Source organism: Burkholderia sp. JP2-270, from assembly GCF_003233675.1.
Lineage (GTDB): Bacteria > Pseudomonadota > Gammaproteobacteria > Burkholderiales > Burkholderiaceae > Burkholderia > Burkholderia pyrrocinia_C.
On record NZ_CP029824.1, the window covers coordinates 630,102 to 653,998 of the forward strand.

The window sequence follows — 23,897 nt, forward strand, 5'->3', positions numbered from 1 at the left end:
GCTCCGCGTCACTTCGCCTTCACGCGGCGCACGTGCTCTTCGAGCTCGGAAAACGACGGCCGCTCGGTCGAGAACAGCACCTTGCGGCCGAACTCGACCGCGATCGCCGGCGCATAGCCGTTCAGCGTCGCGAGGATCGTCACCTTGATGCACTGGAACATCTTGGTCGACTCGGCGACGCGCTGCTCCGCGAGGCTCGCGAGCGGCCCGATCAGCCCATACGACAGCAGGATCCCGAGGAACGTGCCGACCAGCGCCTGCGCGATCATTGCGCCGAGCACCGCGGGCGGCTTGTCCGCGGACGCCATCGTGTGCACGACGCCCATCACGGCCGCGACGATGCCGAACGCCGGCATCGCGTCGCCGACGCGCATCAGCGCGTGCGCGGGGCCTTCGCCTTCCGAATGGTGCGTCTCGATCTCCTCGTCCATCAGGCTCTCGATCTCGAACGCGTTCATGTTGCCGCCCACCATCAGGCGCAGGTAGTCGGTCAGGAATTCGACGATATGGTGATCGGCGAGGATCTTCGGGTATTGCGTGAAGATCGGGCTCTTTTCCGGATCGTCGATGTCGGCCTCGAGCGTCAGCGTGCCTTCCTTGCGCGCCTTCGCGAGCAGCACGTACAGGAGCGCCATCAGCTCCATATAGACGTCCTTCGTGTATTTCGAGCCCTTGAAGAGCGTCGGCAGCACGCGCAGCGTGGCCTTGATGGTCTTGCCACCGTTGCCGAGGATGAATGCCCCGACGCCGGCGCCCACGATCATCAGGATCTCGATGGGCTGGATCAAGGCGCCCAGATGCCCGCCTGCCAGCGCATAACCGCCGAAGACCGACAACAGCGTCACGAGTGTTCCCACGATAATCAGCACTGCCTGTCCCTCATGAAAGACCGGCGGGAAGATCGCCGTTAAACAGGTTTACGGCAGTCGGCAGGAAAACTTTCGCGGCCGCCCGGCGGCGGCCCGACGGTGTTTACCAGCAGTCGGCAGACGGTTCGCGCGGGCCGCGGCAGCCGCTCGCGCCCCGCCCGGCCCGGCGCTCAAGCCGCGGCGGCGGCCAGTTCGGCGCGCGCGGCGGCGGCCTTGCGGGTCTTGCCCGCGCGCGACGGCGGCTGGCACAGGCCGCAGACGAAACCTTGATGCGGATCATGCGCATGCGCGACGAAGTGGCCGCCGCAGCGCGTGCACGGGGTCATCTGCAGCATCCCCGAATCGAAGAAGCGCACGAGCGTCCACGCGCGCGTGAGGCTCAGCGCGACCTCGTCGCCGGACAGGTTCACGTGCTCCTGATAGAGCCGGTACGCTTTCACGATCGACTGGATCGGCTCGCAGCGGCCGTGGTCCTGCATGAACCGGTAGATGTTGTAGAACAGCGACGAGTGGATGTTCGGCTGCCACGTCATGAACCAGTCGGTCGAGAACGGCAGCATCCCCTTCGGCGGCGACACGCCCTTCAGTTCCTTGTACAGCTTGATCAGACGGTCCCGCGACAGGCTCGTCTCCGCCTCCAGCAACTGCAGTCTGGCGCCCAGTTCGATCAGTTCGATGGCGAGGGTGATTTCCTTCACCTCGATCACGACGCTTTTGCTTGCCATGGTGATAATCGTCCGCTTGACGTGGTTCGGATGGATGGCCAATACGCTGCCGGCCGGCGCGGCGCGCCGGGACAAACGCAAGGCGGGATGGATCAGCGGACGCCTTCGACCTGCTGCCCGGCCATCAGGATGGCCGAGTGGGCATGCGCGACGACATCGCTGCGGCCTTTGTCGGCGAGCGACGACAGCAGCGCGTGATCGTCGAAGCGGAAGCGGCACAGCATCTGGTTCGACGCGGCGAGCTTCACGGTCTGTGCGAGCGTGAGGTTCGCGAGCACGTCGGCCAGTTCCCGGGAAATTCCCATGCGGAACATGCCCATCGCCTTGTCTTCCCGCAACAGGCGTTGCGCGAGGAGGAGGTACGACAGGTTGACCTCTTTGATCTCACTGAGCATTTCGCTGGTACCGCTCATGATTCCCCCGTTAAAAAAGCTTTGCTTTGGCCATTCGTGTTATGACAACGTTTGCTCGATCGGGGCGCGCCTGGCGCTCAGTCGGCTCGTTTATAGTCTTACAGGGCGAATTTTGGCCAAACGGCATTTATGTCGGTATCAGCGAAGTGGCGTATGCCGCGCAGGATTTGTCTGTAAACCGTGTAGGAATTTTTCCGACAAGGCGAATTGAAAGGGGGCAATCGGAAAAGCGGGTGACCGCGCGAATTCGGCGAGATGAGCCCGATGGCCGCCGCGCAATGGCGGAAGGCGTGCCGGCAAGGCTGCCGACAATCGGATCGGTAAAAAATTATAGTGGTTTTTCACGATGGCGCAACAATAGTTGAGTCTGCCTCGATTTATGTTTTCCCGCCCTTTTTCTCGGGGTTTTCTCGTATTTCATCGTGTAACAAGCCTTAAGTGTTTGAAAAAACACTCGAACCCCTCAGGGCGATATCGATAATGGACTCCAATGGGCGGCGGCGCGAGCCGTGCCGGCCCGCCCCGCAGCTTGCCGTCCGGCGCCCCGCGCACCCCGCCCAGGGCCCGGCCACGTACCGCCAACAGCGTGCGTCGGCGAGTTCCGCAACCTTGTAGGGGATCCGCATCGGCGCCGCAGCGCTCACACGGATCGACATCGGAGAACATCCATGCGAATTGCCCAGATCGCGCCGCTTTACGAAGCCGTCCCGCCGAAACTCTACGGCGGCACCGAGCGTGTCGTGTCCTACCTCACCGAGGCGCTCGTCGAACTCGGGCACGACGTGACGCTGTTCGCCAGCGGCGACTCCGTCACGTCGGCCCGCCTCGAGGCTGCCTGGCCGCGCGCACTACGGCTCGACCCGTCGATCCGCGATTCGATGGCGCCCCATATGCGGCTCCTGGAGCAGGTCGCCCGTGTCGCGCACGAATTCGACGTGCTGCACTTCCACCTCGACTACCTGCCGTTCCCGCTGATGTCGCGCCTCGACACGCCGTACGTGACGACGCTGCACGGCCGCCTCGACCTGCCGGAACTGCAGCCCGTGTTCGACTCGTTCCCGGACGCGCCGGTCGTGTCGATCTCGAACAACCAGCGCAAGCCGCTGCCGCAGGCCGCGTGGGCCGGCACCGTGTATCACGGGCTGCCCGACACGCTGCTCACGCCGCAGCCGGGCGTGAAGCCCGAATACCTCGCGTTCCTCGGCCGGATCTGTCCCGAAAAGCGCGTCGACACGGCGATCCGGATCGCCGCGCAAAGCGGGCTGCCGCTGAAGATTGCCGCGAAGGTCGACAAGGCGGACGCCGACTACTTCAAGGAAGTGATCGAGCCGCTGCTCGGCCAGGCGCACGTCGAATTCATCGGCGAGATCAACGAAGCGCAGAAGCCCGCTTTCCTGTCAGGCGCGAAGGCGCTGCTGTTCCCGATCGACTGGCCGGAACCGTTCGGCCTCGTGATGATCGAGGCGATGGCGTGCGGCACGCCGGTCGTCGCGTTCAATCGCGGCTCGGTGCCGGAAGTGATCGAGGACGGCGTGACCGGCTTCATCGTCGAGGACGTGCAGGGCGCGGTCGGCGCATTGCACCGGATCGACAGCCTGTCGCGCACCGCGATCCGCGAACGTTTCGACACGCGTTTCAGCTCGAAGGCCATGGCGCAGCGTTATGTCGAAACTTACGAATCGCTTTGCACGGCGACCAGGCAACCGGCATTGCGCCGGGTCGCAGGCGCCTGACGCGTAAATCCGCACGGAAATATTCCGTAAAGTCCGCGCCGAAATCGGCGCGCAAAACCGCAAAGCAAAAGAGCCGCATCGACGATGCGGCTCTTTCTTTTTGGCTTTCAGTCATTCGATCAGGAATCGATCGCGGTTTTTCCCGACGATCCAATTCGGCGGCTTGCCGCGCCCGCTCCAGGTCGCACCCGACTTCGGATCACGGTATTTCGGGGGCAGCGGCGCCTTCTTCGGCGGGCGGCCGCGTCGCGCTCGCTCCGCGAAGCCCAGGTCCTGGGCCGTCAGGCCGTATTCGGCAATCATTCGCTGGACGTCGGCAATCACCGCCGCCACTTCCTGGCGGCGTACGTCGTCCGCCTGGGCCTGCAGATCGGCGATCTGCGCCTTGAGTTTCGCGTATTGAGACATTTTTTCGACTCCCTTTTCGATGATGCGGCCCCGGCGAATCCGGCCGGGACACAAACATCCGTTACGCCATCAGCACTGCCACCCTGCCCTTCGAAATAAATACTGTCATCTTTAACCGATTCGGCTATATCGAGAATGCGGGCTTATTCTAATAAAAGGCATTTGTCAGCCATTCAAATTTAACAATCGTTGACCCTCCCCGACCCGATTCATTTCCTATAATCCAGACCAATTCCGGACGACGGAATAAATCCATCGTGTCGCCCGGTTGTCTTCAACCCACTTGGACGAGATCCTTACATGAATCTTTCTCAGCGTCTCGCTGCAGAGGTATTCGGCACGTTCTGGCTGGTGCTCGGCGGGTGCGGAAGCGCCGTGCTGGCCGCCGCCTTTCCGGGCCTCGGCATCGGCTTTGCCGGCGTCGCACTTGCCTTTGGCCTGACCGTGCTGACGATGGCATTCGCAATCGGCCACATTTCGGGTTGCCACCTGAATCCGGCGGTGAGCGTCGGCCTGACGGTCGCCGGGCGCTTCCCGGCACGCGATCTCGCGCCGTACATCGTCGCGCAGGTTGTCGGCGCAACGCTCGGCGCGTTCGTGCTGTACCTGATCGCGACCGGCAAGCCGGGCTTCGACGTCGTCGGCAGCGGCTTTGCGACGAACGGCTTCGGCGAGCGCTCGCCCGGCCACTACTCGTTGGCCGCAGCGTTCATCTGCGAAGTCGTGATGACGGGCTTCTTCCTGTTCGTGATCCTCGGCGCTACCGACAAGCGCGCGCCGGCCGGCTTCGCGCCGATCGCGATCGGCCTGTGCCTGACGCTGATTCACCTGATCTCGATTCCGGTCACCAACACGTCGGTGAACCCGGCGCGCTCGACCGGCCCCGCGCTGTTCGTGGGCGGCGAGGCGATCGGCCAGCTGTGGCTGTTCTGGGTGGCACCGCTGATCGGCGCGGTACTCGCCGGGATCATCTACCCGCTGGTCGCGGGGCGTGACAACGCCATCGACCTGCTGCCGGCATCGGCTCGCACAAGCGAATAAAACACTACGGGGTCACGCGAGCAGAGCAGCGAGCCTCACGCTGTCGAACAACATCGAGGCAGGTAATTTCGACGGGCGCCATTGGCGCCCGTTTTTCATTGCCGCCCGGAAAGCACGCTCGGGCAGCTCGCTCAGGAGGCGGCGACGTTGTCCTCGAGCGAGAACAGCGTGCGCAGGTGGCGGGCGACGCCCGCGTCGAAGTTGTTGCCGATCCGCGGAATGTGCGGCAGCCGCGCGACCAGGTCGGGGTTCGCGTTGTTCATCATGAACCCGTGACCGGCGGTTTCGAGCAGGTCGATGTCGTTCATGTTGTCGCCGAACGCGATGCAGTGGCCGGTATCGACGCCGAGCCGCGCGAGCACCGTACGCAGCGCGCGGCCCTTCGACACGTTCGCGGTCATCACTTCCAGACAGTCGGGCAGCGAATACGTGACATACAGCGCATCGCCGAACCGCACGCGCATCTGCTCGGCGACGACCGCCAGATCGGCCGGTTCGCCGATATACAGCACCTTCGCGATATCCGCGCCGTCGTGCGCGGGCATGTCGATCACGTCGTACCGGAAGCCCGAATCCTGGTGGAATTCGAGCAGGTGCGGCGCATCGCGGTCGATCAGCCAGCCCTGGTCGGTAAACAGGTTGACGATCACGCGGCCGTGCGCGCCGACGACGTCCGGCTGCACGAGACCGCGGACGATCGCGGGATCGATGTCCTGCGCGTGGATCGTCGTGTCGTCCGGCGCATGCACGCGTGCCCCGTTCGACGTGATCAGGTACGGCCGGATGCCGAGCACGTCGCGAATGCCCGCGACGTCCGCGTAATGGCGCCCCGTGGCGATCACGAACTGCAGGCCGTCGCGCTCGAGCCGGCGGACGGTGTCGATCGTGTACGGGTCGAGCTGGTGGTCGCTGTTCAGCAGGGTACCGTCGAGATCGGTGGCGATGACTTTGTACATGGGACGGAAGAATGGCGCTCAGGGCTCTGCGGAACGGCCATTCTAACGTCGTGCCCGGCCGCGCGCCGGACGGTTCCCGGTCAAGCGCCGCCTTCGGCGCTGCTGCGGCGCGCCTTCAACCCGCCGTCAACCGCCTTCCGCCGCCCGCAGCGCCTGCAGCGCAAGCCGCAGCGCGCCGTGCGCGGAATCGTCGAGCGGCGCGCGCAGCCGCGCGGCGTGGCGCGCCGGCACGGCCGGCGCAAGCGCGTCCGCGAGCCCGCCGCACAGCGCGACCGGCAGCGCCTGCTGCGGGTCGAGCGCATCGATCATCTTGCCGATCTCGTCGCCGGCCTGCGCGATCAGCGCGCCCGCGACCGGGTGCGACCGGTGCGCGAACACGATCGGCGCGAGCCGCGCGTAGATCGTCTGATTCGCATCGCACGACCACTGGACGAGCGCGTCGCGATCCTGCGCGCCCGTTTCCGCGAGCAGCGCGTCGGCGAACGCGTCGCGCGGCACGCGGCCGTCGAGCGCCTGTTGCGCGTAAGCGAGCGCACGCACGCCGAGCCACGCGCCGCTCGCCTCGTCGCCGGACGGAAAGCCGAAGCCGCCCGCGATCCGGCACGCGCCGCCCGCATCGAGCGCCGCCGCGATGCTGCCGGTGCCGAGCGCGACGATGAGCCCCGGCGCGCCGCCGTGCGCGCCGACGACCGTCGTATACGCGTCGCTCTCGATCGCGAGCACATCGAGCGGCGCCTGCGCGCGGAACGCGGCAAGCCACGCCGCGTTGTTGACGCCCGCGAGCCCGCAGCCGAGCGCGCACTGCGACCACTCGAACGCGAAACCGGCCTGCGTGAACGCGCCAGCGCAGGCCGCGCCGATCGACGCCCACGCGCGCTCGATGCCGAGACCGAGCCCCGACGGGCCGCCGCGCCCCTGCGCGAGCTCGCGCCCGTGCCGGTCAGCCAGCACCGCGCGCGTGCCGGTGCCGCCGCCGTCGATGCCGATCGCAAAAAGTAATGCCGCCATGCCTTCATCCCGCTGATTCGAACAGGCGCCAAGCTTAACCGGATCGGCGCCGCGCGCCCATCTGCCGTTCGACCGGCTATCCCGCGAAAAGGGCTTCCGCTATGCTGGCGCGATCGAACCGACACTGAAAACGAGGCAGACGATGTCGCAGCGGTGCAACTGGGTGAAGACGGAAGCGGATGCTCACTACCACGATACCGAGTGGGGCGTGCCGTCGCACGACGATCGCCACCTGTTCGAAATGCTGATCCTGGAAGGCGCGCAGGCCGGGCTGTCGTGGTCGACGATCCTGAACAAGCGTGCGGGCTATCGCGAAGCGTTCGCCGATTTCGACGTCGACGCCGTCGCGCGCTTCACGCCGAAGCGCATCGAGAAACTGCTGGAGAACCCCGGCATCGTGCGCAACCGCGCGAAGGTCGAATCGGCGGTGACCAACGCGCGCGCCGTGCAGCGCATCCGAGACGAGCACGGGTCGCTCGCCGCCTTCCTGTGGTCGTTCGTCGGCAACTCGCCGGTCCAGAACGCGTGGCAGTCGTACCGCGACGCCCCCGCGTCCACCGAGCAGTCCGACGCGCTCAGCAAGGCGCTGAAGGCGTACGGCTGCAAGTTCGTCGGCTCGACGATCTGCTATGCGCTGATGCAGGCGACCGGCATGGTCAACGATCACGAGTCCGGCTGCCCGTGCCACGCGCAATGTGCGGCGCTCGGCGGCAAGCAGCCGGCACGCCGGCGCAAGGCGGGCTGACGGCGACGAAGCCCGCCCGGCGAACCGGGTTGGCGCATCGATACGTTATCGCGTCGTGCGTGGCCCGCACGCACGCGCTGCGCTTGTTCAAACAGATGCCGATCCCCGTCGCGCCGACGCTGAGCGTCGCGATGACGACTTCGGAACGAGCCCGGTGGCGGCCCCGAAGCCGCCGGCAATCCGTCGAACCCGCCGCGCCGCCGTCAGGCGGCCGCCCCGCCAAGGTTTGAAACCCGAGATCGAAGCCCTTTTTCCGGCCCCGAAAAGCGAAACGGCGGAGCGGCTTCTTTCGAAGCACGCTCCGCCGTTTCGCGGCGAACCGTAGATGCTCTTAGTGGAGCTTCTTCGGCAGCATCTGGCTGCGCAGGCGCTTGTGCAGGCGCTTGACGGCTGCTGCCTTCTTGCGCTTGCGGACTGCGGTCGGCTTTTCGTAAGACTGGCGCTCACGCAGTTCAGCGATCAGGCCATTTTTTTCGATAGCGCGACGAAAGCGGCGAATCGCCACTTCGAACGGCTCGTTTTCTTTCAGAAGAATCGTCGTCATGTCGTTCCTAAATTGCTTAAACGGTCAAAAACGTAGCGGCCAAGCGCCACGCACCGGCCATCCGGGCGTCCCCACAACAGGCGAAACGAGCGGAAATACGGCCTCGGAGGCCGGAAAAGAGAGGCACAAAGCACCGCGAGTACGCTTCACAAGCCGCGTGCAGCGCCGCGTTTGACTGCCAGCAAGAATGCCGAGACGGCACAGGCTTGACAGAAAATCTCAATTCAGCCCGCCATCATATCAGGGAATCACAGACAAAACCATCCTTTTGTCGATTCCGGTTCGCCGCCCCACGCGGCGCGGCCGCATACACCGTCCAACAAGACCATTGCGCAACCCCGCCGAAATCGCTGCCAGCCATACCGGGCGCGGACTTCGCGGCAGCGGCATGCTTCCGTCCCGATTTTCCTCACACATCCCTCTAAAGTTTTCGCCGGGTGCCGCCGTCAACCAGGAAAGGCGGGCAGCGCCACTCGCGATAAAGCGCAACGCCGAAAACGACCCTGATCCTGTCTGTACTCAGGCATTTTCCAAAACGAGGAAGCAAATGCTGAACATCAACACCAACATCCTTTCGCTGACGACGCAGACGAATCTGTCGGGCTCGCAAAGCGCACTGTCGCAAGCAATCAACCGCCTGTCGTCGGGCAAGCGCATCAACACCGCTGCTGACGATGCAGCAGGCCTGGCGATCTCGACGTCGCAAACGGCGGCAATCAATGCGCTGACGCAAGGTGTTGCAAACGCGAACAACGGCATCTCGATGATCCAGACCGCCAACGGCGCGCTGCAATCGACGGTCGACAACCTGCAGCGTATCCGTACGCTGGCGCAACAAGCGGGCGACGGCTCGCTGGATTCGAGCGCTCGCGCGAACCTGCAAGCTGAAGTGACGACGCGTCTCGGCGAAATCGACCGTGTCGCATCGCAAACGACGTTCAACAGCCAGACCATCCTGGGCGGTGCCGGCAGCGTCACGTTCCAGATCGGCGCAGCAGCGAACCAGGTCGTTACCGTCGACTTCGGCACGGCGAACTGGAACAGCACGGGCATGAGCGTGAACACCCTGAGCGTCGCCACCCAGTCGGGCGCGCAATCGGCGATCACGGCGATCGACGCGGCACTGAAGCAAGTCAACACGTTCCAGGCAACGCTGGGCGCAGCACAGAACACGTTCCAGGCTGCGATCTCGACGACGCAAACCCAGGCAACCAACATGAGCGCTGCTCGCGCGCAGATCACCGACGCGGACTTCGCGACGGAAACGGCGAACCTGAGCAAGGCGCAAGTGCTGCAACAAGCTGGTATCTCGGTTCTGGCGCAAGCGAACTCGCTGCCGCAGCAAGTCCTGAAGCTCCTCGGCTAATCGAGCAGCACCCGCGGCGGGCCACGTGCCCGCCCGCCTCCGGGCACGGCGGCGTCGCCATGCGACGCCGCCGAAACCGCCCAGACCGGAATTCTCCAGGGAGGCACGCCTCCCTCTTTGCATTGAACCGCGGCGCCCCGCCGCATCGCGCACGTTGATTGCGCGGACGACCGGAGCAACGGCATGGCCACCACGACCCCCGTCAGCAGCACGGACATCAGCACCATCCTGGCGAATGCAGGTCAATCGATCATCAGCGGCGCGACCAATTCGTCGCTCGACGTCAATACGCTCGTCACGACGCTGGTGAACGCGAAGACGACCGGGCAATTGCAGGCCCTGCAGACCCGGCAGACGAACGACAATACGCAGCTGTCCGCGATCGGCCAACTGAAGAGCGCGCTGTCCGCGCTGCAGACCGCGCTCACCGGCCTCTCGAACGGCACCACGCTCAGCAGCCTGGCCGCGACGGCGAGCGGCACGGGCATCGCGACGACGGTCAAGAGCGGCAGCGGCGCGGTGGCCGGTTCGTATTCGGTCAATGTCACGCAGCTCGCGACCGCCAACAAGCTGTCGTCGGCCGGCGTGACGTCGGCGGACACGATCTCGGCCGGCTCGCTGAGCATCACCTTCGGCAGCAACCCCGCGTTCAACGTCAACGTGGCGGCCGGCGCATCGCTGTCCGACATCGCGTCGTCGATCAATTCCGCATCCGGCAATGCCGGCGTCACCGCGTCGGTCATCACCGGTTCTGACGGCCAGCATCTCGTGATGCAGTCGAACGCCACCGGCGCTGCCAATACGATCTCGATCTCGGGTACGGGCGTCAATTCGAAACTGACGTCGGGCTACTCGACGGTCACCCCGGCCGCCGATGCGCAGCTGACGATCGACGGAACGCCGGTGTCGAGCGCGTCGAACAACGTGTCGGGCGCGCTGACGGGCGTCACCCTGGCGCTGTCGCAGGCCGCCGTCGGCACGACGCAAACCGTCACGCTGTCGCAGGACACGGCCGCGGCGACGACCGCGATCAACAATTTCGCGACCGCATACAGCAACTTCGTGAGCACGGCGAAATCGCTGTCGTCCTACGACCCGACGGCGAAGACCGCCGGCCCGCTGCTCGGCGACGCGATGCTGAACACGATCAGGAACACGCTCGCGACGACGCTCAGCAGCGGCGTCACGACGGGCGGCACGACCTATGCGCTCGGCAGCATCGGCATCAACGTGGACTCGACCGGCGCGATGTCGGTCGACACCGCCGCGCTGACCACCGCGCTCAAGTCGAACAGCTCCGCGGTGGCGGCGATATTCAACCAGACGAACGGCATCGCCCAGGCGCTCAATGCGAACATCAACTCGTACACGCAGACGTCCGGCCTGATCGACCAGCGCACCAACGCGGTCAACGCCGATCTGACGAGCGTGCAGGGTCAGGCGACGCAGCTGCAGAGCTACTCGGACCAGTTGACCAAGCAATACAGTGCGCAGTTCACCGCGCTGAACACGCTGATGGCGACGATGGCGAACAACACCCGCTACCTGACCCAGCTGTTCGGCGGCCAGAACAGCGCCGGCGCGATGGCCAACAACAAGTAAGCCTTGGCCGCCCCCCCTTCGGAGCAGAACCATGACGCACGACACCCTGTCCCGCGCCTTCGACCTGACCCGTGCCATGCAGTCGGCGGCCGATGCGCGCGACTGGGTGCGCGTCGCGGCCCTCGCCGACGAACGCTCGCCGCTGCTGATGAACCTGTCCGGCGAGCAGACCCCGGACGTGCTGGACCAGGTGCGGCAGATCATGGCGATCGACGCGTCGATCACGGAGCATGCGCAGATGGACCGTGACCGCCTGGCTGCGGAATTTGCGCAGTCCCAGGAGCGGATCAAGGCCGCGAGCCAGTACCAGAAAGCCGGCATGCTGTGACCGGCCGGGCATCTCGCCCGCCGCGCATTTCGAATTAAAAGACGCCGCCAGTCGAGCGATCCGTTGTCGCCGTACCGTCGAGCCGCTTCAATGCGGCTTTTTTTTTCGCCTGCAGGCGGGAGCGCGAGCCGGATCGCGCCGGCTACGCCCGCGTCGCCCGCTCGACGGCCGCGTCGATCATCTCGGGCGGCCGGCCCGACGATGCGCGAGCGCGGCTTCCAGCCGTGGCGCGATCCCGCTCGTCACGCGTCCCGGAGCGCCGTCTCGCCGGCCGCGTAGCTGGTCCACATGCCGTGCAGCGCGTCCTCGAGGTTGCGTGCGAAGCGCGACGCATCGCACAGCGGCGACGCCAGCGCGCGCTCGCGCAGCGTTGCACGCAGCGTCGCCAGCCCGTCGCGGTCGCGCGCGAACGCGACGGCCTTCGCGAGGTACGCATCCTCGTCTTCCGCGATCCAGTCGCCCATGCCCGCCGCGTGCAGCAGGCTTTCGCAAATGTGCGTGACGAACCGGCTGCCCTTCATCCCGAGCACCGGCACGCCCATCCACAGCGCTTCGGCCGTGGTCGTGCCGCCCGGGTACGGGAACGGGCTCAGCGCGATGTCGATGCGGTTATACGCGGCGAAGTACTCCGCACGCGGCGAACCGCCTTCGAGAATCAGCCGATCCGCGCCGATGCCGTGCCGCGCGAAGCGGTCGAGCGTCGCCTGGTTCACGTCGCCGGCGCCGAGCTCATGGGCCTTCAGCAGCAGGCGTGCGTCCGGCAGTGCGTGCAGGATGCGCGACCACAGCGCGACGACCTCGTCGCTGATCTTGATCAGCTTGCCGAAGCAGCCGAACGTGACGCCGCCATGAGCCACCATCGGCAGCGGGCCGACCGCGACATCGTACGGCGGCGGCGTGAAGCACAGGTAGCTGTCCGGCAGCCGCCACGGCCGCTCGGTGAAGTGATGCGCCTCGTCGGCTGGTAGCGTATGCGCATCGCCGATGAAATAGTCGATCGCGCGGCAACCGGTCGTCGCGAAGAAACCGAGCCAGCTCGCCTGCACCGGCGCGGGCTTGTGCCCGAAGATCGGCAGGCCGCTCCAGTTGGTATGACCGGCCATATCGATCAGAATGTCGATGCCGTCGTCGCGAATCAGTTGCGCGGCCTCCTCGCGGCCCAGGCTGACCACCTTCTTCCAGCTCGCGAAGTTCGGCCTGAGCCGCGCGGTCACGTCGTCCTCGCCGACGAAGGTCACATAGGCATGCGGCTCGATGCGCGACCGGTCGATCCGCGCGAGCACGCTTTCAAGGAAGATGCCGACCGGGTGCTGCCGCAGGTCGCCCGACACGAAGCCGACGCGCAGCGGCCGCCCCTGCGCCCGCGCGACGCGCTGCGCGCGGTCGTGCTCGAACGGATGCGCGTCGCGCTCGAGATGCTCGCCGTAGCGGCGCGCTTCAGCGACCCACTCCTGCGGCTCGAACGCGGGCGAACTCGACATGTTGAACAGCATCCGCGAGTACGCGCGATGCAGGTCGTGCCGGATCGCCGAGCGGAACGCATCCAGCGCGCCGGCGAGATCCCCTTTCGCCCACAGGATGTCGCCGAGCGTCATCTGGACCTTCAGCGGATCGATGCCGAGCTCCCGCGCGATCTCGGTGTGCTTCATCGCCTCGTCGAGCTTCTCGAGCCGAAACAGCGCGGCGGCGAGGTTGTGATGCGCGTCGGCATCGTCCGGGTTCAGGTCGATCGCATGCCGGTGGCTCAACTCCGCGGCGGCCAGCAAGTTGAGGTTGTGATACGCGAAGCCGAGGAAGTTGTATGCGTCGGCCAGCTCGGGATCAAGCTCGATCGCACGCCGGCACACCTGCACCGCCTGCCCGTATTCGCCCTGCTGGTTGCGCAAATCGCCGAGCCACGCCCATGCCTGTGCATGCGCGGGGTCGATCGCGACCGCCTGCTCGAGCAGTTCGAGCGCCTTGTCGAAATCGCCGATGCGCTGCAGCAACCTTGCCAGCACGCAGTGCGCGTCTGCGTCGCCCGGATCGAGCCCCTCGCGCGCATGGTCGATCGCGCCTTGCAGATCGCCGGCCGCGCGCAGCGTCGCGCTCAGCCCCCGGTGCGCGACACGGAAGCCCGGTTGCAGCGCGATGGCGCGACGATAGGCATCCGCAGCATCGTCGAATTTCTCCTGCGCATGCAGCGCGTTGCCGAGATTGCAGTACGCATCCGCGTACTGCGGCTGGTGCGCGACGGCCTTGGCGTAGCTCGCGGCCGCCGCTTCGTGCTCGCCCAGGTCCTGCAGCGCGTTGCCGAGATTGTTGTACGCCTCCGCGTAACCGGGCCGCAGCTCGATCGCGCGCGCGCAGCTCTCCATGGCAGCCGTCGGCTCGCGCGCGTCGCGCAACGCATTGCCGAGGTTGTTGTGCGCCTCCGGATAGTCCGGTCGCAGCCCCACCGCGCGCCGGTAGTGCGCGATCGCGTCGTCGAGCCGGCCGCTTTCGCGCAGCATGTTGCCCAGGTTGTTGAAGTACGACGCGTCCGGCCGCTCGACGAGCGATTGCTCCATCAGCGCGATGCCCGCGTCGTACTGCTTCAGCTGGCACGCCAGCAGTCCGAGAAAATGCAGCGCATCCGGCTGGCCCGGCTGCGCGGCGAGGATCGCGTCGTACAGCGTCTTCGCTTCCGCGAGACGCCCCGCCTGATGATGCGCCAGCGCGGACTGCAGCGGGTCGTGGATATCGTTCATGCTTCCTGCTCCGAGTTCGTATAGCGTTGCCACATGGCGAGGAACGCCGCTTCGAAATGCGCCGCGAACCGGCGCGCGTCGCACAACGGCGACGCGAGCAGCTGCGCACGCAGGCTCGCGCGCAGCGCCGCGAGGCGCTCGCGATCGCGCACCGCCGCGATCGCCTTCGCGACATAGCTGTCCTCCCCGTCAGCGACCCATTCGCCCATGCCCGCCGCGTGCAGCACGCTTTCGCAGATGTGCGTGACAAAGCGCCCGCCCTTCATGCCGAGCACCGGCACACCCATCCACAGCGCTTCGGCCGTGGTCGTGCCGCCCGGGTACGGGAACGGGCTCAGCGCGACGTCGATGCGGTTATATGCGCCGAAGTATTCCGCGCGCGGCGAACCGCCCTCGAGGATCAGCCGGTCCGCGTCGATGCCATGCCGCGCGAAGCGCGCGGCGGTCGCGTCGCGCACGCCCTCGCGACCGAGCTCGTGCGCCTTGAGCAGCAGCCGCGCGTTCGGCAGCGCGTGCAGGATGCGCGACCACGCGCGCACGACGTCGTCGCCGATCTTCACGAGCTGGCCGAAGCAACCTAACGTCGCATGGCCGCTCGCCGCCATCGGCAGCGGGCCGACCTCGACGTCGCAGGCCGGCGGCGTGAAGCACAGGAAGCTGTCCGGCAGCCGCCACGGCTTCTCAACGAAGTGATGCGCTTCGGCGTCCGGCAGCGTGTAGCGGTCGCCGATGAAGTAGTCGATCGCGTCGCAGCCGGTCGACGCGAAGAAACCGAGCCAGCTCGCCTGCACCGGCGCGGGTTTCCAGCCGAACACGGGGAGCCCGCTCGACTGCGTATGGCCCGCGAGGTCGACGAGAACGTCGATTTCGTCGTCGTGAATCATCCGCGCGGCCACGTCCGGACCCAGCGCGGCGATCGAGCGCCAGCCGTTCGCGTGCGGCTTCAGTTTCGCGGTGATCGCGTCCTCCTCGTCCGTGGTCACGTACACGCGCAGGTCGATGCGCGTGCGCTCGAGGTGCGCGAGCACGCTTTCCAGGAAGATCCCGACTGGGTGCAGGCGCAGGTCGCCGGACACGAAGCCGACGCGCAGCGGCCGCCCTTGCGCGCGCGCGTCCCGCTCGCGCGGATCGTGCGCGTAGCGCGTCGAACGCGCGGCCAGGTGCCGGCCGTAGCGCCGCGCGTCGGCCAGGTAGTCGGCGGGGCTCACGCAAGCGGATGCCGCCGCGCTGAACAGCAGCCGGTTCAGCACGGTCGCCGCGACGTCGTCGGCGTCGTCGCGCACCAGCGCAAGCGCATCGCGATACGCGTGGACCGCGGCATCGACGTTGCCCTGCGCGCGCAGGATGTCGCCGAGATTGACGTGCATCAACACGGCCGGCGGGCCGGCCTGCAACGCCTGCCGGCAATACACGAGCGCCTCGTCGAGCCGCTGCAGCTTCAGCAGCACGACGGACAGGTTGTGGCACGCGCCGGCGTCCGCCGGATTCAGCGAGACAGCCGTGCGATGGCTGGCCTGCGCCGCGTCGAGCCGGTCCAGTCCGTGATACGCGTTGCCCGCGTGGTTGTGCGCGTCAGCGAGGTTCGGCGCGAGCCGGATCGCGTCCTGCGCATGCGCGAGCGCTTCCGCGCAGCGCAGTTGCCGGTGACGCACCGCGCTCAAGTTCGCGTGGGCCATCGCCATCGACGGGTCCAGCTCGATCGCGCGGCCGTAGTGCGACGCGGCGCGATCAAAGTCGCCCAGATCCTGCAACGCGTTGCCGAGATTGTTGTACGCCTCCGCGTAACCGGGGCGCAACTCGATCGCGCGCGCGCAGCTCTGCATCGCGGCCGCCGGCTCGCGTGCGTCGCGCAACGCGTTGCCGAGGTTGTTGTGCGCCTCCGGATAGTCCGGTCGCAGCCCCACCGCGCGCCGGTAGTGCGCGATCGCGTCGTCGAGCCGGCCGCTTTCGCGCAGCATGTTGCCCAGGTTGTTGAAGTACGACGCGTCCGGCCGCTCGACGAGCGATTGCTCCATCAGCGCGATGCCCGCGTCGTACTGCTTCAGCTGGCACGCCAGCAGTCCGAGAAAATGCAGCGCATCCGGCTGGCCCGGCCGCGCGGCGAGGATCGCGTCGTACAGCGACTTCGCTTCCGCGAGACGCCCCGCCTGATGATGCGCCAGCGCTGCCTGCAATGCCTGTCCTGTTCCGTCCATCTCGTCTGCTCTGCTCAATAGGGATGCGGTTCGCGTCGGAAGTCGATCAGCCTGCCGCCGTGCCCGATCATCACGGCCGGCGCCGCAATCCCATCGCGTGCCATCCCGACGACGGTGTCGCGCACGCGCCACCGGTCGGAATGACGATCACGTCGGCCGGCGCGGTGTTCAGCGCGAGGGGCGCCATGTTCCGCTTGCGGCCTACGTGGAAAGCCCACGCACGTCAAGTCGTGAGCGGCCTCACACGGATGCGACCGGCGCGGCTTCGACGTGCTGCGCCCACATCCCGTGCAGTGCGTCCTCGAAGTGGCGCGCGAAGCGGGGCGCGTCGCACAGCGGCGACGCGAGCACCTGCGCGCGCAGCGTCGTGCGCAGCGCCGCCAGCTCGGCGGGCTGGCCGACCTGCGCGACGGCCTTCGCGACATACGCGTCGTCGTCGTCCGCGATCCACTCGGGCAGCCGCGCCGAATGCAGCAGGCTCTCGGCGATGTGCGACAGGAAGCGCTCGCCGCGCCGGCACAGCACGGGCACGCCCATCCACAGCGCTTCGGCGGTCGTGGTGCCGCCCGGATACGGGAACGGGCTCAGCATCAGGTCGACACGCCGGTACGCGGCCAGGTATTCGGCGCGCGGCGAGCGGCCTTCGAGGATCAGGCGCTGCGCGTCGATGCCGTGCGCCGCGAAGCGCGCGGCAAGCGCCTGCTGCTCGCGCGGATCGTCGAGATGCTCCGCCTTCACGAACAGCTTCGCGCCCGTGACTGATTGCAGCACGCGCGACCAGACCGCGACGACGTGATCGGTAATCTTCGCGAGCTTGCCGAAATAGCCGAAGGTCGGATGGCCGTTCGCGAGCATCGGCAGCGCACCGACGTCGACAGGCTCGGCCGGCGGCGTGAAGCACAGATAGCTGTCCGGCAGATGCCACGGCCGCTCGGTGAAATGCGCGGCCTCGGCGGGCGGCAGCACGTGACGGTCGCCGATCACGTAGTCGATCGCGCGCACGCCGGTGCTCGCGAAATAACCGGGCCAGCTCGCCTGCAGCGGCGCCGGCTTCCACGCGAACAGCGGCAGGCGGTTGTAGACCGTATGGCCCGCCGCGTCGAGCAGCACGTCGATGCGGTCCGCGCGGACACGCGCAGCCGCCGCTTCGTCGCTCAGGCCGGCAATGCTGGTCCATGTCGAGAAGGCCGGCTTGATGCGGGCGGTCACGTCGTCCTCGACGTCGCGCGTCGGGTACGCATGCATCTCGATCCGGTTCGCGTCGAGATGCTTCAGCATGCCCTCGATGAAATAGCCGACCGGATGCGACTTCAGGTCGCCCGACACGATGCCGACCTTCAGCGGCCGCCCGACCCGGGGAGCCAGGTCGACGAGCCAGTCCGTCCACGGCTTCGCGCGCCGCGTGACGAGTTCGTCGTAGCGCGCGGCCTCGGCGAGATATGCGTCGTGGTCGAACGCTTCGCTGCAGTGGCTCGCGAACAGCAGGTTGCTGCGCGGCTCCGGCAGTTCGGGGCGCAGCGCGACCGCGTGCCGGTAAGCCTCGAGCGCGGCCGGAATCTCGTTCAGGTCGAACAGCGCATTCGCAAGGTTGTTGTAGGCCTGGCCGTTGTCCGGCTTCAGCGCAATGGCCTGGCAGAACGCATCGACGGCCGCGCGGGCGTCGCCGGCGAGCCGCAGCGCGTTGCCGAGGTTGTTGTACGCATCGACGTAGTCGGGTCGCAGCTCGATTGCGAGACGGAAGCACTCGGCGGCGGCGGCGTGACGGTTGTCCGCCTGCATCACGTTGCCGAGGTTGTAGTAGTACATCGCGTCCGGCCGGATCTCGATCGCCGCCATGATCAGGTCGGATGCCTCCTGATAGCGCCCGTACTGATGGCCGATCAGGCCGAGGAGGTGAAGCGCGTCCGCGTGCCGGGGATCGGTGTCAAGGATCTGCCGGTACAGCGTCTCGGCCTCTTCCAGCCGTTCGGCCTGATGGTGCGCCAGCGCCTGTTCGATCGTGGCGGCGGCGGGGGAGGTGGGCATCATGAGCTATGTCGTCCTGGTAGCCAATACGGGATTCGAATCGCGGCCGGCGCCGCTGCGTCGGCACACGCCTTCGCCCGCGGACGCACGCACCGACGGTCTCCGACGTGTCCGAATTCTCCTCGCGCACGCCGCGTTCCAATTTGGCGAGCAGGTGCTGGAATTGGTCGCTATTCCCGCGACTGCAAGCCGCACCTGCGGGTGCCCCGAATTCGCGCCGGACACCCGCGCATCCATCGAAATGCGGGGTGAAACCACCCGCTAATCCGACATTCGATCCTGGCGGCGCTCGCTAGACTTGATCGTAGAAAGATGTCCGGCCTGCGACGCTCGGACGGTTGCGCATTCCGATGCCACCGCGCCGACACGCGCTCGTCCGGTCACACCCTTTGTGCCTGGAGCCCTGTGTATGCACGAATCAGCGATCATCACCAACGCAGATGGCGATCAGCTCGCGGCGCGCCGCGAACTGTTCGACCTGATGCAGACCTACCCCGCGACGCGCGAGGAACTGGAACGGTCGCTCGGCCTGTTCGTGCGCGGCTCGCTCCTCGCACGCATTCTCGCGACCTTTGAGATTTATCAAAAAATCGTGCCGCTGCCGGGCGCGATCCTCGATCTCGGCACGTGGCGCGGGCAGACCGCCGTGCTGTGCGAGAACTTCCGCGCGATTCTCGAGCCGCTGAACTTCCAGCGCCGCATCCACGCATTCGATACGTTCACGGGCTACACGGGCTTCGCCGAGCACGACACGCGCGACCGCAAGCTGTTCTCCGACGGCACGTACTCGCTGTCCGGCGAGTACGCCGACCTGCTGCGCAAGCTGCTGAACCTGCACGAGCGCAGCAACGCGATGGGACACGTGCATGACAAGCACCACGTGTGGGAAGGCGACTGCCGCGACACGCTGGCGGCGTTCGACGAAGCGCATCCCGGCGAGATGGTCGCGCTCGCGTGGTTCGACCTGAACGTGATCGAGCCGACCCGGCACGCGTTCGGCGCGGTGATGGAGCGGCTGGTGCCCGGCGGCGTCGTCGCGTTCTGGCAGCTCACCCGCGGCGGCCAGCTGCCCGCGGAAGGCGTCCATTACCTGCGCGACCTGCTCGGCAACCGTCCGCACCAGATACACAAGGCTGCGGCATATCCGTCGCTCTGCTACCTGTCACTCCCCGAAGGTGGGGGCACACGCAAATGAAGATCGCAATCCTCGGCAACGGCATTCTCGGCCTGATGACGGCCCGCGCATGGCAGCAGGCCGAGCCGGGCGTCGAGCTCGTGATCGTCGGCCACGCGCATCGGCCCGGCTCGGCCACGCGCGCTGCGGCGGCGATGCTCAATTCGTTCACCGAGCTGGAAGGCGATTCGCTCGGCACGCCGATCGACCGCTTCAAGTTCGAGCTGAGCCGCGGCGCGACGGCGGCCTGGCCCGCCGTATTCGCTGAAATCTGCACACTGGAGCGCGCGGTCGCGCACGGCTTCGGCACCTTCGTGCTGAACAACGCGGCGACCGACGCGCTCGACGACGAGAACTTCGCGGCCATGCAGCGGTTCTGCCGCGAATTCGAGGAGCCCTGCGAGGCGGTCGATCCGTCAGGCATCCCGAACTATTATCCGGACCCGCGCTATCGCGCGCTGAAGGCGGTCTTCCTGAAGCGCGAAGGCTGGGTCAATCCGAAACAGTTTCTCGACGCGCTGACCGCGTCGGTAACGCAAGCCGGCAACGTGCGCTTCATCGACGCCGAGGTCGAGCGGCTCGACACCGCGGCCGGACGCGTCACCGGGGCGCGCCTGTCCGATGGCAGCGTGCTCGGCGCGGACCGCTTCATCCTCTGCAACGGCGCCAACGTGACGCGCGTGCTGCAGGCGAGCCTGCCCGAGCTGCCGGTGCAGCGAATGTTCTACGGCATCGGCATGTCGATCGAACTGCAGAGCGCGGAGAACGTGCACACGCACTGCGTGCGCACGACCAACCGCGGCCTCGCGTGCGGTGTGTATTCGGCGCCGCACGGGCCTGACCGGACCCTCGTCGGCGCCAGCAACTACATCAGCCCGGTGCCGCACGAGCACGGCCACGCCGGCAGCGCGTACACGCTGCTCAAGTCCGCGATGGACCAGATCAACACCCGTTTCTCGCGCGCGAACCTGGTCAACGTCAACGTCGGCTGGCGACCGACGACGTCCGACCTGTATCCGCTGTTCGGCGAAACCAGCGTGCGCGACCTGTGGATTCTCGGTGGCACCAAGCGCGACGGCTTCCACCTGTCGCCGGTGCTGTGCCGCGATCTCGTCGCGGCGATGCGCGGCGAGCCGATCGATCCGCGCTACGCGGAACTCGCGCCCGAACGCCCGCTGATCCGCAACATGACGCGCGAGGCCGCGATCGCGAAGACGGTACGCCATCAGATCAATGCCGCGTACCAGCACGACTTCGTGCCGGCGCGCAACCGCATGGTCGAACAGCTTCGGAACGCGATGCGCGCGGATCTGGAGGCGCTGCACGACAAGCTGGGCGCAACGGACTGGGGCATTCCGCCCGAGCTCGTCGACATGTACCGGTACGGCCACATTCCGGCATGAGCGGTGCGACCATGAACCGCGACGCGAAGCGGGTAGCGATCGTCCAGTCCAACTACATTCCGTGGAAGGGCTACTTCGACCTGATCGCCGCCAGCGACGAGTTCATCCTCTACGATGACGCGCAGTACACGCGCCGCGACTGGCGCAACCGCAACCAGATCAAGACGCCGCAGGGCGTGCAATGGCTGAGCGTGCCGGTAAAGGTGAAGGGCAAGTATCACCAGTCGATCCGCGAAACCGAGATCGACGGCGCCGACTGGGCGCCGCTGCACTGGAAGGCCCTGCAGCAGAACTACGCGCGCGCGCCGCACTTCGCGCGCTATGCGGACGAGCTCGAAGCGCTCTACACCGGTCGCACCTACGGGATGCTGAGCGAGCTGAATTTCGCGATGCTGACGTGGGTCCTGCGGCAACTGGAGATCGGCACGCGCGTGTCGTCGACGTCGGACTATGCGCTCCACGGCGACCGCACCGAGAAGCTGCTGAACCTGTGCGTGCAGGCGGGCGCGTCCGAGTACCTGTCCGGCCCGGCCGCGCGCAGCTACCTCGACGAGAACCTGTTCGCCGATGCCGGCGTCGCGGTGCGCTGGTTCGACTATCCGAGCTATCCCGAGTATCCGCAGCAGTGGGGCGACTTCGTCCACGGCGTGACAGTGCTCGACGTGCTGTTCAACTGCGGTCCCGAAGCGCGTCGGTACGCGCTGACCTCGAAAGACTGAGGCGATGTCCATGAGCGAATCCCGGCATGCGAGCCTGCTGGAAGAAGTGGCCGCGTACTACAGCGCGCGGCTGGCGGAGCACGGCGCGACCGCGCGCGGCGTCGACTGGAACGGCGAAACCAGCCAGTTCCTGCGCTTCGAACAACTGACGAAGATCCTGCCCGCGTCCGGCGGCCACTCGGTGAACGACATCGGCTGCGGCTACGGCGCGCTGGTCGATTTCCTGAAGGCGCGTGCGCTGCCAGACGGCTTCGCGTATGCGGGCTACGACATCTCGTCCGATATGGTCGACGCCGCGCGGCAGCGCTATCGCGACGACCCGAACGTCGCGTTTCATGTCGGCGCGACGCCGCAGGCCGCGTCGGACTACGGAATCGCGTCCGGCATCTTCAACGTCAGGCGCGGTCACGGCGACGACGCGTGGCTCGACTACATCCACGCGACGCTCGACACGCTGCACGAGACGAGCCGCCGGGGCTTCGCGTTCAACTGCCTGACGTCGTATTCCGATCCGCCGTTCATGCGTCCGGACCTCCTGTATTACGCGGACCCGTGCGCGCTGTTCGATCGCTGCAAGCGCCGCTATTCGCGCCAGGTCGCGCTGCTGCACGACTACGGCCTGTACGAATTCACGATCCTCGTCCGCAAGGACGCCTGAGCGCGCCGCGCGCGCACCGCGCGGCCGATCGTCCCCCCCTTACCGCGGAGCCTGACCATGTTCGGCCCACCCAATCTCGACAGCATTCCGTTCGGCCGCCCGTTCGTGGTCGGCAAGGAGCTCTACTACATCGCGAAAGCGGTCGAGCAGGGCGGCCTCGCCGGCGACCAGGCGTTCACGAAGCTCTGCCACCGCTGGCTGGAGGCGCGCATCGGCTGCCGGCGCGCGCTGCTCACGCACTCGTGCACGGCCGCGCTCGAGATGGCCGCGCTCCTCGCCGACGTGCAGCCCGGCGACGAAGTGATCATGCCGTCCTACACGTTCGTGTCGACCGCCAACGCGTTCGTGCTGCGCGGCGCGACGCCGGTGTTCGTCGACATCCGCCGCGACACGCTGAACCTTGACGAGACGCAGATCGCCGCCGCGATCACCAAGCGCACGCGCGCGATCGTGCCGGTGCACTACGCGGGCGTCGCATGCGACATGGACGTGATCGGGCAGCTCGCGGCGGACCACGACCTGTGGGTGATCGAGGACGCCGCTCAGGCGCTGCAGTCGTCGTGGAACGGCAAGCCGCTCGGCAGCCTCGGCCACCTCGCGTGCCTCAGCTTCCACGAGACCAAGAACGTGATCTCGGGCGAAGGCGGCGCACTGCTGGTCAACGACCCGCGCCTCGTCGAGCGCGCGGAGATCATCCGCGAGAAGGGCACCAACCGCAGTCAGTTCTTCCGCGGGCAGGTGGACAAGTACACATGGGTCGACGTCGGCTCGTCGTTCCTGCCGGGCGAGCTGATCGCGGCGTTCCTGTACGCGCAGTTCGAGCACGCGGACGTGATCACCGCGCAGCGGCGCGCGACCGTGCAGCGCTACCAGGACGCACTGCAGCCGCTGCACGCGGACGGGCTGATCGACCTGCCCGCGATTTCGCTCGCCGAGCGCGGCAACGGCCACATGTTCTATTTCCTCGCACGCGACCTCGCCGAACGCACCGAGCTGCTGCAGCAGATCCGCGCGGTGGGCGTGAACGCGGTGTTCCACTACGTGCCGCTGCACAGTTCGCCGGCCGGCCAGCGCTACGGGCGCTGCGGGTCCGGCATGGCAGTGACGGACCTCGTCGCCGACCGGCTCGTCCGGCTGCCGCTGTACCACGACATGACCGAAGCCGAACAGGATCGCATCCTCGACGTGGTCTTCGATTTCTACCGCACCCGATAACGATGAAGACTCCCAAACCTGGCTTGGCGCACGGCGGTTCG

General features: G+C 66.9%; 22 protein-coding genes. 12 read left to right on the top strand and 10 right to left on the bottom strand.

Translation table 11 applies throughout. The annotated features are described in order from the left end of the window. Positions 1-8 precede the first annotated feature (8 nt). From motA to flhD, 3 genes are all read right to left on the bottom strand, one after another. Positions 9-869, bottom strand: a complete 861-nt coding sequence (motA, locus tag DM992_RS03020; protein WP_072443097.1) for a flagellar motor stator protein MotA — start codon at positions 867-869, stop codon at positions 9-11. Positions 870-1,039: 170 nt separating this feature from the next. Continuing rightward, positions 1,040-1,594 carry a flagellar transcriptional regulator FlhC gene (gene flhC, locus DM992_RS03025; RefSeq protein ID WP_111015587.1) on the bottom strand — a complete coding sequence of 185 codons (555 nt, stop codon included), beginning with the start codon at positions 1,592-1,594 and terminating at the stop codon, positions 1,040-1,042. Positions 1,595-1,686: 92 nt separating this feature from the next. Beyond that, positions 1,687-2,007, bottom strand: coding sequence for a flagellar transcriptional regulator FlhD (gene flhD, locus DM992_RS03030; protein ID WP_111015588.1), 321 nt, complete (start codon positions 2,005-2,007; stop codon positions 1,687-1,689). A gap of 668 nt (positions 2,008-2,675) precedes the next feature. Here flhD and DM992_RS03040 point away from each other — a divergent pair. Further along, a complete protein-coding gene (locus tag DM992_RS03040; protein WP_034183895.1) occupies positions 2,676-3,740 on the top strand; it encodes a glycosyltransferase family 4 protein in 1,065 nt (354 codons plus the stop codon). A gap of 111 nt (positions 3,741-3,851) precedes the next feature. On the opposite strand, the gene DM992_RS03045 is transcribed toward DM992_RS03040, so the two are convergent. Continuing rightward, a complete protein-coding gene (locus DM992_RS03045) occupies positions 3,852-4,148 on the bottom strand; it encodes an H-NS histone family protein (protein WP_006489320.1) in 297 nt (98 codons plus the stop codon). A 300-nt stretch (positions 4,149-4,448) separates the two neighbouring features. Here DM992_RS03045 and aqpZ point away from each other — a divergent pair, with 300 nt between their 5' ends. Beyond that, the gene (gene aqpZ, locus DM992_RS03050) at positions 4,449-5,189 is read left to right on the top strand and encodes an aquaporin Z (RefSeq protein ID WP_111015589.1); all 741 of its coding nucleotides are present in this window, start codon (positions 4,449-4,451) and stop codon (positions 5,187-5,189) included. Between the two features lie 131 nt (positions 5,190-5,320). Here aqpZ and DM992_RS03055 read toward each other — a convergent pair whose 3' ends face one another. After that, complete coding sequence (locus DM992_RS03055) at positions 5,321-6,145, bottom strand: Cof-type HAD-IIB family hydrolase (RefSeq protein ID WP_096472190.1); 825 nt, start codon at positions 6,143-6,145, stop codon at positions 5,321-5,323. A gap of 126 nt (positions 6,146-6,271) precedes the next feature. Then, entirely contained in the window at positions 6,272-7,153 is an 882-nt protein-coding gene (locus tag DM992_RS03060; RefSeq protein ID WP_111015590.1) for a BadF/BadG/BcrA/BcrD ATPase family protein, read from the bottom strand. A gap of 142 nt (positions 7,154-7,295) precedes the next feature. On the opposite strand from DM992_RS03060, the gene DM992_RS03065 reads away from it, so the two are divergent. Next, positions 7,296-7,898: a DNA-3-methyladenine glycosylase I gene (locus DM992_RS03065; protein ID WP_111015591.1), complete on the top strand. Its 603-nt coding sequence runs from the start codon at positions 7,296-7,298 to the stop codon at positions 7,896-7,898. Between the two features lie 331 nt (positions 7,899-8,229). Here the strand turns inward: DM992_RS03065 and rpsU are convergent, their stop codons facing one another. Continuing rightward, entirely contained in the window at positions 8,230-8,442 is a 213-nt protein-coding gene (gene rpsU, locus DM992_RS03070; protein ID WP_006401410.1) for a 30S ribosomal protein S21, read from the bottom strand. Between the two features lie 547 nt (positions 8,443-8,989). Here rpsU and DM992_RS03075 point away from each other — a divergent pair. The 3 genes from DM992_RS03075 (at position 8,990) to DM992_RS03085 (ending at position 11,738) form a co-directional block, all read left to right on the top strand. Then, a complete protein-coding gene (locus tag DM992_RS03075) occupies positions 8,990-9,808 on the top strand; it encodes a flagellin domain-containing protein (RefSeq protein WP_111015592.1) in 819 nt (272 codons plus the stop codon). Between the two features lie 183 nt (positions 9,809-9,991). After that, complete coding sequence (gene fliD / locus DM992_RS03080) at positions 9,992-11,410, top strand: flagellar filament capping protein FliD (RefSeq protein WP_111015593.1); 1,419 nt, start codon at positions 9,992-9,994, stop codon at positions 11,408-11,410. Between the two features lie 31 nt (positions 11,411-11,441). Then, positions 11,442-11,738, top strand: coding sequence for a flagellar protein FliT (locus tag DM992_RS03085; RefSeq protein ID WP_111015594.1), 297 nt, complete (start codon positions 11,442-11,444; stop codon positions 11,736-11,738). A gap of 242 nt (positions 11,739-11,980) precedes the next feature. On the opposite strand, the gene DM992_RS03090 is transcribed toward DM992_RS03085, so the two are convergent. From DM992_RS03090 to DM992_RS03105, 3 genes are all read right to left on the bottom strand, one after another. Beyond that, the gene (locus DM992_RS03090; protein ID WP_111015595.1) at positions 11,981-14,467 is read right to left on the bottom strand and encodes a tetratricopeptide repeat protein; all 2,487 of its coding nucleotides are present in this window, start codon (positions 14,465-14,467) and stop codon (positions 11,981-11,983) included. Beyond that, on the bottom strand, positions 14,464-16,662 hold the full coding sequence (locus DM992_RS03095) for a glycosyltransferase family 41 protein (protein ID WP_111015596.1): 2,199 nt from the start codon (positions 16,660-16,662) through the stop codon (positions 14,464-14,466). Before DM992_RS03095 ends, DM992_RS03090 begins: the two co-directional genes overlap by 4 nt. 240 nt (positions 16,663-16,902) lie before the next feature. Continuing rightward, positions 16,903-18,690 carry a tetratricopeptide repeat protein gene (locus tag DM992_RS03105; protein WP_111015597.1) on the bottom strand — a complete coding sequence of 596 codons (1,788 nt, stop codon included), beginning with the start codon at positions 18,688-18,690 and terminating at the stop codon, positions 16,903-16,905. Here DM992_RS03105 and DM992_RS41455 point away from each other — a divergent pair. The 6 genes from DM992_RS41455 to rffA all read left to right on the top strand — a co-directional run bounded on the left by DM992_RS41455 (position 18,689) and on the right by rffA (position 23,856). Next, complete coding sequence (locus DM992_RS41455) at positions 18,689-18,952, top strand: hypothetical protein (RefSeq protein ID WP_162631578.1); 264 nt, start codon at positions 18,689-18,691, stop codon at positions 18,950-18,952. The genes DM992_RS03105 and DM992_RS41455 overlap by 2 nt on opposite strands. A 144-nt stretch (positions 18,953-19,096) precedes the next feature. Then, a complete protein-coding gene (locus DM992_RS03110; protein ID WP_111015598.1) occupies positions 19,097-19,882 on the top strand; it encodes a class I SAM-dependent methyltransferase in 786 nt (261 codons plus the stop codon). After that, a complete protein-coding gene (locus tag DM992_RS03115) occupies positions 19,879-21,264 on the top strand; it encodes an FAD-binding oxidoreductase (RefSeq protein ID WP_111015599.1) in 1,386 nt (461 codons plus the stop codon). The genes DM992_RS03110 and DM992_RS03115 overlap by 4 nt, the downstream gene beginning before the upstream one ends. Beyond that, complete coding sequence (locus tag DM992_RS03120) at positions 21,261-21,983, top strand: WbqC family protein (RefSeq protein ID WP_089434369.1); 723 nt, start codon at positions 21,261-21,263, stop codon at positions 21,981-21,983. The genes DM992_RS03115 and DM992_RS03120 overlap by 4 nt, the downstream gene beginning before the upstream one ends. A gap of 10 nt (positions 21,984-21,993) precedes the next feature. Then, the gene (locus tag DM992_RS03125) at positions 21,994-22,641 is read left to right on the top strand and encodes a class I SAM-dependent methyltransferase (RefSeq protein ID WP_111015600.1); all 648 of its coding nucleotides are present in this window, start codon (positions 21,994-21,996) and stop codon (positions 22,639-22,641) included. Positions 22,642-22,698: 57 nt separating this feature from the next. Continuing rightward, positions 22,699-23,856 (top strand): dTDP-4-amino-4,6-dideoxygalactose transaminase, encoded by a 1,158-nt coding sequence (gene rffA, locus DM992_RS03130; RefSeq protein ID WP_111015601.1) that lies wholly within the window; start codon positions 22,699-22,701, stop codon positions 23,854-23,856. The last annotated feature ends 41 nt before the right edge of the window (positions 23,857-23,897 follow it).

Bases quoted from the DNA above. Each gene is read 5' to 3' on its own strand.
- DM992_RS03055 (WP_096472190.1), bottom strand. From the start codon at position 6,145: ATGTACAAAGTCATCGCCACCGATCTCGACGGTACCCTGCTGAACAGC.
- DM992_RS03115 (WP_111015599.1), top strand. From the start codon at position 19,879: ATGAAGATCGCAATCCTCGGCAACGGCATTCTCGGCCTGATGACGGCC.
- flhC (WP_111015587.1), bottom strand. From the start codon at position 1,594: ATGGCAAGCAAAAGCGTCGTGATCGAGGTGAAGGAAATCACCCTCGCC.
- rffA (WP_111015601.1), top strand. From the start codon at position 22,699: ATGTTCGGCCCACCCAATCTCGACAGCATTCCGTTCGGCCGCCCGTTC.
- DM992_RS41455 (WP_162631578.1), top strand. From the start codon at position 18,689: ATGAGCTATGTCGTCCTGGTAGCCAATACGGGATTCGAATCGCGGCCG.
- DM992_RS03075 (WP_111015592.1), top strand. From the start codon at position 8,990: ATGCTGAACATCAACACCAACATCCTTTCGCTGACGACGCAGACGAAT.
- DM992_RS03105 (WP_111015597.1), bottom strand. From the start codon at position 18,690: ATGATGCCCACCTCCCCCGCCGCCGCCACGATCGAACAGGCGCTGGCG.
- DM992_RS03095 (WP_111015596.1), bottom strand. From the start codon at position 16,662: ATGGACGGAACAGGACAGGCATTGCAGGCAGCGCTGGCGCATCATCAG.
- DM992_RS03090 (WP_111015595.1), bottom strand. From the start codon at position 14,467: ATGAACGATATCCACGACCCGCTGCAGTCCGCGCTGGCGCATCATCAG.
- flhD (WP_111015588.1), bottom strand. From the start codon at position 2,007: ATGAGCGGTACCAGCGAAATGCTCAGTGAGATCAAAGAGGTCAACCTG.
- DM992_RS03110 (WP_111015598.1), top strand. From the start codon at position 19,097: ATGCACGAATCAGCGATCATCACCAACGCAGATGGCGATCAGCTCGCG.
- DM992_RS03040 (WP_034183895.1), top strand. From the start codon at position 2,676: ATGCGAATTGCCCAGATCGCGCCGCTTTACGAAGCCGTCCCGCCGAAA.
- DM992_RS03065 (WP_111015591.1), top strand. From the start codon at position 7,296: ATGTCGCAGCGGTGCAACTGGGTGAAGACGGAAGCGGATGCTCACTAC.
- DM992_RS03060 (WP_111015590.1), bottom strand. From the start codon at position 7,153: ATGGCGGCATTACTTTTTGCGATCGGCATCGACGGCGGCGGCACCGGC.
- aqpZ (WP_111015589.1), top strand. From the start codon at position 4,449: ATGAATCTTTCTCAGCGTCTCGCTGCAGAGGTATTCGGCACGTTCTGG.
- DM992_RS03085 (WP_111015594.1), top strand. From the start codon at position 11,442: ATGACGCACGACACCCTGTCCCGCGCCTTCGACCTGACCCGTGCCATG.
- DM992_RS03120 (WP_089434369.1), top strand. From the start codon at position 21,261: ATGAGCGGTGCGACCATGAACCGCGACGCGAAGCGGGTAGCGATCGTC.
- DM992_RS03045 (WP_006489320.1), bottom strand. From the start codon at position 4,148: ATGTCTCAATACGCGAAACTCAAGGCGCAGATCGCCGATCTGCAGGCC.
- DM992_RS03125 (WP_111015600.1), top strand. From the start codon at position 21,994: ATGAGCGAATCCCGGCATGCGAGCCTGCTGGAAGAAGTGGCCGCGTAC.
- rpsU (WP_006401410.1), bottom strand. From the start codon at position 8,442: ATGACGACGATTCTTCTGAAAGAAAACGAGCCGTTCGAAGTGGCGATT.
- fliD (WP_111015593.1), top strand. From the start codon at position 9,992: ATGGCCACCACGACCCCCGTCAGCAGCACGGACATCAGCACCATCCTG.